General features: G+C 62.2%; 11 protein-coding genes and 1 pseudogene. 7 read left to right on the plus strand and 5 right to left on the minus strand.

The features are described from left to right. Window positions 1-39 precede the first annotated feature (39 nt). Window positions 40-777 carry a nitroreductase family protein gene (locus tag HS968_RS05435; protein WP_182370479.1) on the plus strand — a complete coding sequence of 246 codons (738 nt, stop codon included), beginning with the start codon at window positions 40-42 and terminating at the stop codon, window positions 775-777. A gap of 128 nt (window positions 778-905) precedes the next feature. Next, window positions 906-3,470 carry an ATP-dependent chaperone ClpB gene (gene clpB / locus HS968_RS05440; protein WP_182370480.1) on the plus strand — a complete coding sequence of 855 codons (2,565 nt, stop codon included), beginning with the start codon at window positions 906-908 and terminating at the stop codon, window positions 3,468-3,470. Window positions 3,471-3,747: 277 nt separating this feature from the next. On the opposite strand, the gene dld is transcribed toward clpB, so the two are convergent. The 3 genes from dld to HS968_RS05455 all read right to left on the minus strand — a co-directional run bounded on the left by dld (window position 3,748) and on the right by HS968_RS05455 (window position 8,396). Next, window positions 3,748-5,478, minus strand: a complete 1,731-nt coding sequence (dld, locus tag HS968_RS05445) for a D-lactate dehydrogenase (RefSeq protein ID WP_182370481.1) — start codon at window positions 5,476-5,478, stop codon at window positions 3,748-3,750. A gap of 4 nt (window positions 5,479-5,482) precedes the next feature. Next, the gene (lldD, locus tag HS968_RS05450) at window positions 5,483-6,622 is read right to left on the minus strand and encodes an FMN-dependent L-lactate dehydrogenase LldD (RefSeq protein WP_182370482.1); all 1,140 of its coding nucleotides are present in this window, start codon (window positions 6,620-6,622) and stop codon (window positions 5,483-5,485) included. A gap of 88 nt (window positions 6,623-6,710) precedes the next feature. Beyond that, window positions 6,711-8,396 carry a lactate permease LctP family transporter gene (locus HS968_RS05455; protein WP_182370483.1) on the minus strand — a complete coding sequence of 562 codons (1,686 nt, stop codon included), beginning with the start codon at window positions 8,394-8,396 and terminating at the stop codon, window positions 6,711-6,713. A 296-nt stretch (window positions 8,397-8,692) separates the two neighbouring features. Here HS968_RS05455 and HS968_RS05460 point away from each other — a divergent pair, with 296 nt between their 5' ends. Continuing rightward, the gene (locus HS968_RS05460; protein WP_182370484.1) at window positions 8,693-9,460 is read left to right on the plus strand and encodes an FCD domain-containing protein; all 768 of its coding nucleotides are present in this window, start codon (window positions 8,693-8,695) and stop codon (window positions 9,458-9,460) included. Window positions 9,461-9,609: 149 nt separating this feature from the next. Further along, window positions 9,610-9,711 (plus strand): annotated as a pseudogene (locus HS968_RS26890) (GntR family transcriptional regulator); the annotation flags it as partial. Window positions 9,712-9,890: 179 nt separating this feature from the next. Here the strand turns inward: HS968_RS26890 and smpB are convergent. Continuing rightward, window positions 9,891-10,373: an SsrA-binding protein SmpB gene (smpB, locus tag HS968_RS05465; RefSeq protein WP_119694740.1), complete on the minus strand. Its 483-nt coding sequence runs from the start codon at window positions 10,371-10,373 to the stop codon at window positions 9,891-9,893. Window positions 10,374-10,538: 165 nt separating this feature from the next. Here smpB and HS968_RS05470 point away from each other — a divergent pair, with 165 nt between their 5' ends. Together HS968_RS05470 and HS968_RS05475 are read left to right on the plus strand one after the other, a co-directional pair. Further along, the gene (locus tag HS968_RS05470; protein WP_106738990.1) at window positions 10,539-10,973 is read left to right on the plus strand and encodes a type II toxin-antitoxin system RatA family toxin; all 435 of its coding nucleotides are present in this window, start codon (window positions 10,539-10,541) and stop codon (window positions 10,971-10,973) included. Beyond that, a complete protein-coding gene (locus HS968_RS05475) occupies window positions 10,966-11,289 on the plus strand; it encodes an RnfH family protein (protein ID WP_182370485.1) in 324 nt (107 codons plus the stop codon). The genes HS968_RS05470 and HS968_RS05475 overlap by 8 nt, the downstream gene beginning before the upstream one ends. Window positions 11,290-11,410: 121 nt before the next feature. On the opposite strand, the gene HS968_RS05480 is transcribed toward HS968_RS05475, so the two are convergent. Continuing rightward, complete coding sequence (locus HS968_RS05480) at window positions 11,411-11,929, minus strand: outer membrane protein assembly factor BamE (protein ID WP_182370487.1); 519 nt, start codon at window positions 11,927-11,929, stop codon at window positions 11,411-11,413. 95 nt (window positions 11,930-12,024) lie between these two features. On the opposite strand from HS968_RS05480, the gene fur reads away from it, so the two are divergent. Then, window positions 12,025-12,429 (plus strand): ferric iron uptake transcriptional regulator, encoded by a 405-nt coding sequence (gene fur, locus HS968_RS05485; protein WP_106738993.1) that lies wholly within the window; start codon window positions 12,025-12,027, stop codon window positions 12,427-12,429. Window positions 12,430-12,521 lie beyond the last annotated feature (92 nt).

The following is a 12,521-nucleotide window of genomic DNA, read 5'->3' on the forward strand; positions in this document are numbered from 1 at the left end:
CTGGCTGTTTACATCGGCAGGCAGCCGAGGAGAGTGCTCATGACCAGTTTCCCAACGGACGAAACCCCGAACACGGCATCGCCAGCCGCCTTGCGCGCGTTGATCGAGAGCCGCCGAGCGGTACGGCGCTTCACCAGTGAGCCGGTGCCGGACGAGGTGATCCGCGATTGCCTGGAGCTGGCCGTGCTGGCACCGAACTCCTGCAACCTGCAGCCCTGGAGTTTTCAGGTCGTTCGTGACCCAGCGTTGCTGGCGCAGCTGCATCCGGTGTGCATGGGCCAGAACGCGGCGCGGGCACCGTTGATCATCGCTGTGCTGGCGCGTCCGGATACCTGGCGTCAGGCCTGCCGGAACATCATTGAATACTGGCCGGAGGCCGAGGTTCCGGCGCGAGTCCGCAGTTTCTACAGCAAGACGGCACCATTCCAGTACAACCAGGGCCCACTCGGTCTGTTCGGGTTGCTCAAGCGTCAGCTGGTGCGCCTGGCGGGGCTGCGCAAGGCGTTGATGCGCACGCCCAATAGCCGTGCAGACATGCGCCTGTGGGCCGTGAAATCCACGGCGTTGGCGGCTGAGAACCTGATCCTCGCCTTTCAGAGTCATGGCTATGCCACCTGCCCGATGGAGGGTTTCGACGAGGTGCGCCTGCGTCGTGTGCTGGACATCCCGCGTCAGGCCATGCCGATCATGCTGCTGGCCGTTGGGAGGCAGGGTGAGAAGGGGATTTACAACCCGCGCTTGCGTTTCCCGCTGGAACAGCAGGTCACTTGGCTGTAGCCGTGTTTGACCTGGATCAAATCACCACATCTTGAATACGGCGTAATCGTCCTTATCTAGTCTTCATCTCGGCGGGTTTCAGTTTTCGGGGATGTTGTCCCGGCCCGCTCTTCTGGAGGAAGGACACAATGCGTATCGATCGTTTGACCAGCAAGCTGCAACTTGCACTCTCCGATGCCCAATCCCTGGCGGTGGGCATGGATCACGCCGCCATCGAGCCGCTGCACCTGATGCAGGCGCTGCTCGAGCAGCAGGGTGGCTCGATCAAGCCGCTGCTGATGCAGGTCGGCTTCGACATCAACAGCCTGCGTCAGGGCCTGACCCGCGAGCTGGATCAGCTCGGCAAACTGCAGAACCCCACCGGCGACATCAACCTGTCGCAGGATCTGGCACGCCTGCTCAACCAGGCCGACCGCCTGGCGCAGCAGAAGGGCGACCAGTTCATTTCCAGCGAGCTGGTACTGCTCGCCGCGATGGACGAGAACACCAAGCTGGGCAAGCTGCTGCTCGGCCAGGGCGTGTCGAAGAAAGCCCTGGAGAACGCCATCGCCAACCTGCGCGGTGGCCAGGCGGTGAATGACCCCAACGTCGAGGAATCGCGCCAGGCGCTGGACAAGTACACCGTCGACCTGACCAAGCGCGCCGAGGACGGCAAGCTCGATCCGGTGATCGGCCGTGACGACGAGATCCGCCGCACCATCCAGGTGTTGCAACGCCGTACCAAGAACAACCCAGTACTGATCGGCGAGCCCGGTGTGGGCAAGACCGCGATTGCCGAGGGCCTGGCCCAGCGCATCATCAACGGTGAGGTACCCGACGGTCTGAAAGACAAGCGCCTGCTGTCGCTGGACATGGGGGCGCTGATCGCCGGTGCCAAGTTTCGTGGCGAGTTCGAGGAACGCCTGAAAGCCGTGCTCAACGAGTTGGGCAAGCAGGAAGGGCGCATCATCCTGTTCATCGACGAGCTGCACACCATGGTTGGCGCCGGCAAGGCCGAGGGCGCCATGGACGCTGGCAACATGCTCAAGCCGGCCCTGGCCCGTGGCGAACTGCACTGCGTTGGCGCCACCACGCTGGACGAGTATCGCCAGTTCATCGAGAAGGACGCTGCGTTGGAGCGTCGCTTCCAGAAGGTGCTGGTGGACGAGCCGAGCGAAGAGGACACCATCGCCATCCTGCGTGGCCTGAAAGAGCGCTACGAAGTGCACCACGGCGTGACCATCACCGATGGCGCGATCATCGCTGCGGCTAAGCTCAGCCATCGCTACATCACTGACCGCCAGTTGCCGGACAAGGCCATCGACCTGATCGACGAGGCTGCCAGCCGCATCCGCATGGAGATCGACTCCAAGCCGGAAGAGCTGGATCGTCTGGATCGTCGCCTGATCCAGCTGAAGATCGAGCGTGAGGCACTGAAGAAGGAAGACGACGAGGCGACCAAGAAGCGCCTGGTCAAGCTGGAAGAAGACATCGCCAAGTTGGAGAAGGAATACGCCGACCTGGATGAAATCTGGAAGTCGGAGAAGGCCGAAGTGCAAGGTTCGGCGCAGATCCAGCAGAAGATCGAGCAGGCCAAGACCGAGCTTGAGGCGGCGCGGCGCAAGGGTGATCTCAACCGCATGGCCGAACTGCAGTACGGCGTGATTCCGGATCTGGAGCGCAGCCTGCAGATGGTCGATCAGCACGGCAAGAGCGAGAACCAGCTGCTGCGCAACAAGGTCACCGACGAGGAAATCGCCGAGGTCGTGTCCAAGTGGACGGGTATCCCGGTGAGCAAGATGCTCGAGGGGGAGCGCGAGAAACTGCTGAAGATGGAGAGCCTGCTGCACCAGCGCGTGATCGGCCAGGACGAGGCGGTGGTCGCCGTATCCAATGCGGTGCGTCGTTCGCGTGCCGGGCTGGCCGATCCGAACCGGCCGAGCGGCTCGTTCCTCTTCCTCGGCCCGACCGGGGTGGGCAAGACCGAGCTGTGCAAGGCACTGGCCGAGTTCCTCTTCGACACCGAGGAGGCGCTGGTGCGCATCGACATGTCCGAGTTCATGGAGAAGCACAGCGTCGCTCGCCTGATCGGCGCGCCGCCCGGCTATGTCGGTTACGAGGAAGGCGGCTATCTGACCGAAGCCGTGCGTCGCAAGCCGTATTCGGTGGTGCTGATGGATGAGGTCGAGAAGGCCCATCCGGACGTGTTCAACGTGTTGCTGCAGGTGCTGGAAGATGGGCGTCTGACCGACAGCCATGGCCGCACCGTGGACTTCAAGAACACCGTGATCGTGATGACGTCCAACCTCGGTTCGGCGCAGATTCAGGAACTGGTCGGCGACAGGGAAGCACAGCGCGCGGCGGTGATGGATGCGGTGAGCAGCCACTTCCGTCCCGAGTTCATCAACCGTATCGACGAGGTGGTGGTGTTCGAGCCGCTGGGTCGTGAGCAGATCGCCGGCATCGCGGAGATCCAGCTCAAACGCCTGCGTGGTCGCCTGGCCGAGCGCGAGCTGAGCCTGGAGCTGACGCCGGAGGCGCTCGACAAGCTGATCGCCGTCGGTTACGACCCGGTCTATGGCGCGCGGCCGCTCAAGCGTGCGATCCAGCGCTGGATCGAGAACCCGCTGGCGCAGCGCATCCTGGCTGGCGACTTCGCACCCGGTGCGCAGGTCAAGGCCAGGGTGGAAGGCGAGGAGATCGTCTTCGCCTGATCGGTTGCTGTGTAAACACAAAGGCCCGCCTATTTGGCGGGCCTTTGTGTTTCTGCTGCCGGCCCCAGATTACATCCGGGCTACATGCCTCGATAAAGCCCGATTCGTAGGAGCGGCTTCAGCCGCGAAGTTCGTGGCCGGTTCGCGGCTGAAGCCGCTCCTACGTAAAACTTCAGCGTCTTAGCGATGTAGGGTGTACGCCATTGGATTTAAGAACGGCGGGCTACTCGCTGCGCTCGTGAGGCCGCCCTACGCTCTGGTGCGTTGCGTTACCGGTTCAATGCTCCTGTCCGCAGCATTCGCCCCAGTGTTTCTTCTTCGAGGTGTGGCCGATGCCGGGATTGAAGGTGTTGGTCGGGTCGAGCTCGCGGTAGAAGCCGGCCAGCGCCGGTTTGGCCACGTACAGATGGCCGACGTTGTGCTCGGCCGGGTACTCGGCGCGGCGCTCGTCCAGCAGCTTCCACATGGCATGCTCCATGGCGAGCGGGTCATTACCCTTCTTGACGATGTAGTCCTGATGGAACACATGGCAGAAGAAGTGCCCGTAGTAGAGCTTGTGGATGATCTGCTCTTCCATCTCGGCCGGTAGCGTCTCGACCCAGTCACGATCGTTGCGGCGCAGGGCGATATCCAGGGCGAGGATGTCCTCGACGCTGCTGCGGTGTGCTTCGCGATAACGAATCGCTGCGCCAGCGATGGCGAAGCGATGCAGGAAGGCCTTGCGCCCTTCCTCTGCGTCGCACTCGAAATAGGCGCCGCTCTGGCGGCCGGCGAAGTACTTGGCGAGAAAACTGCGGGTCTGTTCCAGTGTGTCGTTGGAGACGCGCACCAGCAGGTGATGCTCGAAGCGGTCGCGGTACTCGCGCATGCGCGGCGGCAGGTGGCTGGGCAGCAGGTTCATCAGTGCCTGGATGACCTTGTCGGTCACGCCGCGCAGGCCGAAGCGCTCGAAGAAGCCATCGACCCGGCTCTTCATGGCGAAGGCGGCCGGTACCTTGGCGGTGCCGAACTTGTCGATCACCAGGAAGGTGTCCTTGCCGTACTTCTCGCCGATGTCGAAAGCGGTGCGATGAATGTACTCGCCGGCAATCGGCAGACGCGGCAGGTTGGCCAGCAGGTGGCGGCGCACTTCGGTCAGGTCGTGCGGGTCGTTGCTGCCGATGTAGAACACCGAGCTGGGTTCCTTGGTGAAGGTATCCAGGCGCACGGCGAACAGGCACAGCTTGCCAGCCGAACCCGAGGCTTCGAACAGGCGCGATGGGTCGGCGTTGAAGCGTGCCGGCGTATCGGCATCGACATCGCGCACGTGTTCCCCGTAGCGAGCGTCGGAGGCCTTGACCGTCTCTTCGTTGCGCACCTGCTGCGGCGTGTAATCGCCATTCTGCAGGCGCGTGAGGATTTCTTCGGGGCTGTCGCCCAGCTCGATCCCCAAATGGTTGACCAGCTCCAGCGAGCCGTCGTCCTTGACCTGTGCATACAGCGCCAGCTCGGTGTAGGCCGGGCCGCGGCGCACCAGGGCGCCGCCGGAGTTGTTGCAGATGCCGCCAAGCACGGAAGCGCCAATGCACGAGGAGCCGATTACCGAGTGCGGTTCGCGACCCAGCGGTGCCAGTGCCTGTTCCAGGCGGTCGAGCGTGGCGCCAGGTAGGCAGACCACCTGTTGGCCGTCATTGATCAGTTGTACGCCGGTGATGCGCAGGGTACTGATCAGCACGATCTCGCGGTCGTAATTGCTGCCGTCGGGTGTCGAGCCGCCAGTCAGCCCGGTGTTGGCCGCCTGCATGATGACGATGCGGTCAGCTGCCACGGCGGCCTGCAGAATGCGCCATTGCTCCAGCAGCGAGCCGGGACGAACCACCGCCAGAACATTGCCCTCACCCGTGCGGTGGCCCTTGCGGAAACGGCGCGTGGATTGCTCGTCGGTGAGCACGTGGGGGCTGCCCACGATCTGGCGCATCTGCGCCAGCAGGGCATCGCGGGTGACGGTGGTATCGCCAGCAGCACTCATGGCATCAACGCTCCCTGACCAGCAGTTGCGGGGTGATTTCGGCTATCGACTTGGCCCCGGTCAGTACCATGGCCACGCGCATTTCCTTCTCGATCAGATCAAGCAGGTTGCTCACACCGGCGCCACCGGCTGCTGCCAGGGCGTAGATGAAGGCGCGGCCGAGCAGCACAGTGTCGGCACCCAGGGCCAGCATGCGCACCACATCGAGACCGGTACGGATGCCAGAGTCGGCGAGGATCTTCAGCTCGCCCTTGACTGCATCGGCGATGGCCGGCAGCGCCCGGGCGCTGGACAGCACGCCGTCGAGCTGGCGTCCGCCGTGGTTGGAAACAATGATGCCGTCGGCGCCGAAGGTCACCGCGTCGCGGGCATCTTCAGGGTCGAGGATGCCTTTGATCACCATAGGGCCGTCCCAGAAATCGCGAATCCATTCCAGATCCTTCCAGGAAATCGACGGGTCGAAGTTGGCGCCCAACCAGCCGATGTAGTCGGCCAGGCCGGTGGGGTTGCCGCGATAAGCGGAGATGTTGCCCAGGTCGTGCGGCTTGCCCAGCAGGCCGACATCCCAGGCCCACTGCGGGTGAGTCATGGCCTGCAACATGCGTCGAAACGGCGCGTTCGGGCCGCTCATGCCGGAGTGGGCATCGCGGTAGCGCGCACCGGGTACGGGCATGTCGACGGTGAACACCAGGGTCGAGCAACCGGCCGCCTTGGCGCGCTCCAGGGCATTCTTCATGAAGCCGCGATCCTTCAGCACGTAGAGCTGGAACCACATGGGCCGGTCGATGGCCGGCGCGACTTCCTCGATCGGGCACACCGAAACGGTGGACAGCGTAAAGGGAATACCTTTGGCTGCTGCGGCCTTGGCCGCCTGCACTTCACCGCGACGGGCATACATGCCGGTCAGGCCGACCGGAGCCAGGGCGACAGGCATGGACAGCTGTTCGCCGAACAACTCGGTGGACAGGCTCAGGTCGGACATGTTCTTCAGCACCCGCTGGCGCAGTGCGATGTCCGACAGGTCGGCAACGTTACGGCGCAGGGTGTGCTCGGCGTAGGCGCCGCCGTCGATGTAGTGGAACAGGAAGGGCGGCAGCTTGCGCTGGGCCGCAGCGCGGTAGTCGGTGGAGGCAGAAATGATCATGGGCAGTTCGACCGTCTTTTTGATAAGCGAAAGAGGAACCACCCGCCTGGGTGGTTCCTCGTCCTGAGGGTAGCCGGCAGGGCCGGTCTCAATGCACCAGCATGCCGGTCAGCCAGTAGGCCTGAATCAGGGTGATCAGACCCACGAAGGTGGCGAAGATCAGGCTGTGCTTGAGCGTGAAGCGGAACAGATCCGATTCCTTACCGACCATACCAGTCGCAGCGCAGGCTACGGCGATGGATTGTGGCGAAATCATCTTGCCGGTCACGCCACCGCTGGTGTTGGCTGCGACCAGCAGGGTGTCGTTGACCCCGATCTGGTGCGCGGTGGTGGCTTGCAGCGAGCCGAACAGAGCATTGGACGAAGTGTCCGAGCCGGTCAGGAATACGCCCAGCCAGCCGAGGAACGGCGAGAAGAACGGGAAGGCCACGCCTGTGCCAGCCAGAACCAGCGCCATGGTCGCCGACATGCCCGAGTAGTTGGTGACGAAGGCGAAACCCAGCACCATGCCGATGGACAGAATCGGCCATTTCAGTTCGATGAAGGTTTCTTTGAATGTGGTAAGACCAATTTTTGGTGTGATCTTCAGAACCAGCATCGACAGCAGGGCGGAGATGAAGATCGCGGTGCCGGTGGCCGAGATCGGATCGAGCTTGAACACAGCCGGCATGGCGGTCGGGTTGGCGACGATCGGCGCCATCTTCATGACCAGTTGATCCAGGTGCGGAATGGCGAACAGGAAGACGAAGTTCTCCATGGCGCCGCCCGGTGCGAAGGCTGCCTTGAATGGTTTGAGCGTCCACACGGTGACCAGGGCGGTGAGGATCAGGAACGGCGACCAGGCCTTGATGATTTCACCGATGCTGTAGGGCGATGGCTCGGTCGCACGGGCGCCGCCGAAACCGCCCATGACGGCTGCGCCGCCGGAGGTGCCGGCGACTTGTTTGGCGCGCTCGGACTTGGGCTGCCATACCTTGAGGAACAGGGTCAGGCACACCAGGCTGACCAGGGCCGAGGTGATGTCCGGCAGTTCCGGGCCAATGTAGTTGGAGGTGTAGTACTGGGTCACGGCGAAGCTGGCGCCAGCGACCAGGGCGGCCGGCCAGGTTTCCTTGATGCCTTTCCAGCCATCCATCATCGCCACCAGCCAGAACGGCACGATGATCGACAGAATCGGCAGTTGGCGGCCGGTCATGGCGCCGATCTTGAACGCATCGATGCCGGTGACCTGACCAGCGACGATGATCGGGATGCCCAGGGCGCCGAAGGCCACCGGAGCGGTGTTGGCGATCAGGCACAGGCCGGCTGCGTACAGCGGGTTGAAGCCCAGGCCGACGAGCAGGGCGGCGGTGATCGCCACCGGAGCGCCGAAACCGGCAGCGCCTTCGAGGAATGCGCCGAAGGAGAAACCGATCAGCAGCACCTGCAGGCGCTGGTCGCCGGTGATCGACAGCACCGAGCTGCGAATGACCTCGAACTGACCACTCTTGACCGTCAGTTTGTAGAGGAATACGGCCGCCACGATGATCCAGGCAATCGGCCACAGACCATAGGCAAAGCCGTAACCCGCGGCAGCGAACGCCATGTCGGCCGGCATGCCGAAGGCGAAGATCGCTACCAGCAGGGCCAATGCCAGGGTGATGGTGCCGGCTACGTGACCTTTGAGGCGGAACACTGCCAGGGCCAGGAAGAAGAAGATGATCGGGACGACGGCTGCCAGTGCTGACAGACCAAGGCTGCCAAGCGGAGTGTAGAGCTGTTGCCAGGTTTGCATGCGGGGACTCCCCTAATTGTTGTAGGCGATCGAGCTTTGTGTCGGGGCCTGGCCAAGGCGCATTTGGCAGGAGTGCAGTGGTCGGCGTCCGATATCGCGATATTGGTAATACCAATTTACATAAGCGATGGCTCAGGGTAAGAGGGAGCTGTTAAGCTGTCAATTTGTCGCGCTACGACTTTGGTCGTATGAAGTGGGTGGCTGCGACTTGCTGGAGGATCATTGGCTGGTTAGGCTTGCCGCCGTGTTTTCAAGGCGGCCGCCGGTTTCAGGTCAGGCCAATGCGAGGAGTGGTGATGGGATTCGGTCAGGTACGGCAGCGCCGTCTGTCGGACGATATAGTCGAGCAGCTCGAGTCGATGATCCTGGAAGGGACGCTTCGAGTTGGCGAGCGCCTGCCTGCAGAGCGTCTGCTTGCCGAGCAGTTCGGCGTGTCTCGGCCTTCCCTGCGTGAAGCCATTCAGAAACTGGTGGCCAAAGGGCTATTGGTCAGTCGCCAGGGCGGCGGCAACTATGTCGCCGAGTCGCTGGGGTCGACCTTCAGCGATCCGCTGATCCTGTTGTTGGAGAACAAGGAAGACGCTCAGCGCGACCTGCTCGAATTTCGCCACACCTTGGAGGGCTCCTGCGCCTTCTACGCCGCCAAGCGTGCGACCGATATCGATCGCCAGCGTCTTAGCGAGGCATTCGAAGCGCTGCAGGATTGCTACAGCCGCAGCGGCAAGGTGACCCGGGCAGAAGAGGGTGCGGCCGATGCGCGTTTTCACCTGGCGATTGCCGAGGCCAGTCATAACGCGGTGTTACTGCACACCATTCGCGGCCTGTTCAGCCTGCTCAAGCGCAACGTGGTGACCAATATCGGCGGCATGTACGCCCAGCGCGAAGAAACCCGCGAGATGTTGATCAAACAGCACCAGGCGCTGTACGAGGCGATCATGGAGGGGCGTGCCGAAGAGGCGCGGACACTATCGAATCAGCACATCGACTATGTGCAGGAAGTGCTGTCCGAGGTTCAACTGGAGGCTCAGCGCGAGGCGCGGGCGCAACGCCGTCAGGGGTTGTAGGACGGCTCGGCTTTGGCCTTCTGCGTCGCTCTACCTCCTCAGGTAGTCGTCGCGAAGCAGTACGCCGTTAGCGCTCCGATGCTGGGCCGTGGTGACGAGCGAGGGCATGGATCGGCGGACTGTTCGCTTCGCTCCTGAGTCCGCCCTACGAGCTATCGAATCAGCACATAGATTATGTGCAGGAAGTGCTGTCCGAGGTTCAACTGGAGGCTCAGCGCGAGGCGCGGGCGCAACGCCGTCAGGGGTTGTAGGACGGCTCGGCTTTGGCTTCCTGCGTCGCTCTACCTTCTGCATTCAGGTAGTCGTCGTGAAGCAGTACGCCGTTAGCGCTCCGATGCTGGGCCGTGGTGACGAGCGAGGGCATGGATCGGCGGACTGTTCGCTTCGCTCCTGAGTCCGCCCTACATCCGCCCTGTGTGCGTCTGGGCTTTCAGTCTTCCTTGCCCTTGCTGCGCATGGCGCGCTGGACTTCGCGGTCGGCATCACGTTCCTTCTCGGTGTGACGCTTGTCGAAGTCCTTCTTGCCCTTGGCCAGGGCAATCTCGCACTTGATCAGATGCTGCTTCCAGTACAGCGACAGTGCCACGGCGGTGTAGCCCTTCTGCTGTACGGAGCCGAACAGCTTCTCCAGCTCGCGCTTGTTCAACAGCAGCTTGCGCGTGCGAGTCGGATCGGCGATGACATGGGTACTGGCAGTTTTCAAGGGCGTGATGTGGCAACCCATCAACCAGGCCTCGTCGTCCTTGAGCAGCACGTAGCTGTCGACCAGTTGTGCCTTGCCGGCACGCAGACTCTTCACTTCCCAGCCGGACAGCACCAGGCCGGCCTCGAACTTGTGTTCGATGAAATAGTCGTGCAGCGCCTTTTTGTTCAGCGCGATGGTGCCTTGGGGATGTTTCTTTTGCTTAGCCATAGGGCGCGCATTATAGGGAGTCGCTGGCGCCTGCGCCATGGGGCGCGCTTGAGCCTCACCTCCATATCCCTGACAATGCGCGATCTTTCCTGCGCAGTGCCGGTTCGCCATGGGGCCGATACCTTTGATGAGCGCACGCTGTACCCGTGGCGGAGCTGACGTGTCATGACTACTCGTATTCAACGCTCGGCGCTGTTGCCTTACCCGGCGCAGGCGCTCTTCGACCTTGTCAATGACGTGGCCAGCTATCCGCAGTTTCTGCCCTGGTGCTCGGCCAGCCAGGTGCTGGAAGTCAGTGAAACGCACATGCTGGCCAGCCTGGAGGTGGCCAAGGGCAGCCTCAGTCAGCGCTTCGTTACCCGCAATACGCTGCAGCCTGGTCAACGTATTGAAATGAACCTGCAAGAAGGGCCTTTCAGTCGTTTGCATGGTGTCTGGGAGTTCAAGGCGCTTGGCGAAAAGGCCTGCAAGATCACCCTGGATCTGAGTTTCGACTATGCCGGGCCGCTGGTGCGCGCAACCCTTGGGCCGTTGTTCAATCAGGCGACCAACACCATGGTCGACGCCTTCTGCCAACGCGCCAAGCAATTGTATGGATAAGCGCACGCTCAGTATCGAGGTGGCCTACGCCCTGGCGGGGGAGCAGAAGCTGCTGCGCCTGTCCGTACCGGAGGGCTGCACTGTGCGTGAGGCGGTGCTCGCGTCGGGCATGCAGGCGCATTTTCCTGATCTCGACCTGCAGCGGGCGCCGTTGGGGATCTTCGGTAAGGTGGTTGCCAAGCCTGATGAGCGCCTGGTGGCCGAGGGCGAGCGGGTGGAAATCTACCGGCCGCTGGTTGCTGACCCCAAGGAAGTGCGTAAGCAGCGTGCGGCGAGAGCCAAGGCCAGGGCTGAGGGGAGCGAGTCGCTGGGGTAGGGTGCGCTGTGCGCACCGATCCTGCGGGACAAATGGGGGCGCACAGCCTGGACGGCTCCGCGATACCCTGCCTTGAAATGAAAAAGCCCGGGCGTTATCCGGGCTTTTTCATTTCTGCGTATTACTGCGGATCGGTGTCCAGCGGTTCCGGTGTCGGTACTGGAACGGTTTCGACCTGATCCACTTCGCGTTGGATCTGCTCCAGCAGCGAGCCAGGAGCTGGCGGGGTATCGTCCTGCTGCTGCGGTTGGGTTTGCGGCGTGGTGACGCCGCTGTCCTCGCCGAGGATTGCCTGATCACGGCTCACGCCTGGCATGAAGTCTCCGGCCAGACCAACCAGCTGATCGTTGCCGTCGAATACCAGGCTTACGCGTTCCTGCAGGCGCTGAGTGCCGCCCGGCTGCATGCTGTAGAGATAATCCCAGCGATTGGCGTGGAAGGTATCGGTAATCAGCGGGTTGCCCATGATAAACCGCACTTGGCGTCGGGTCATTCCAGGGCGCAGCTGGTCTATCATGTCCTGCGTCACGACATTGCCCTGTTGAATGTCGATCTTGTAAACCCCGGGGAATGAACAACCGGCGAGTGCGAAGAGCCCGGTCAGCGACAGGCTGGTCAGCAAGAGCTTGGTTTTTTGCATCGGAGGGTGACTTCCACTATCTTGGGCAACTTGAACCCCGGATCATACCCGTATTAAGAGGAGCTGCGAAAGCAGGCCTCACGAGAAAGCAGACCATGGTTGAAAATAGCGAACTCCGTAAAGCTGGACTTAAGGTAACTCTGCCGCGGGTCAAGATCCTGCAAATGCTCGATAACGCCGAGCATCGCCACATGAGCGCAGAGGATGTCTACAAGGCGCTGATGGAGGCTGGCGAAGACGTCGGCCTGGCCACTGTGTACCGCGTACTGACTCAATTCGAGGCCGCCGGCCTGGTCGAACGCCACAACTTCGATGGCGGTCATGCCGTGTTCGAACTGGCCGACGGTGGGCACCACGACCACATGGTCTGTGTCGACAGCGGTGAAGTGATCGAATTCTTCGACCCGGAAATCGAGAAACTGCAGAAAGAGATCGTCAAGCAGCACGGTTTCGAGCTGGTCGATCACAATCTGGTGCTGTACGTACGCAAGAAGAGCTGATTTTCAGCACTGACAAAAAAGGCGACCTTCGGGTCGCCTTTTTTGCATCGTGCTTCTGTCGGAGCGAAGGCTTCTTGTGAAGGCAGCGTTAC

Source organism: Pseudomonas berkeleyensis (assembly GCF_014109765.1).
Taxonomy (GTDB): Bacteria; Pseudomonadota; Gammaproteobacteria; order Pseudomonadales; family Pseudomonadaceae; genus Aquipseudomonas; species Aquipseudomonas berkeleyensis.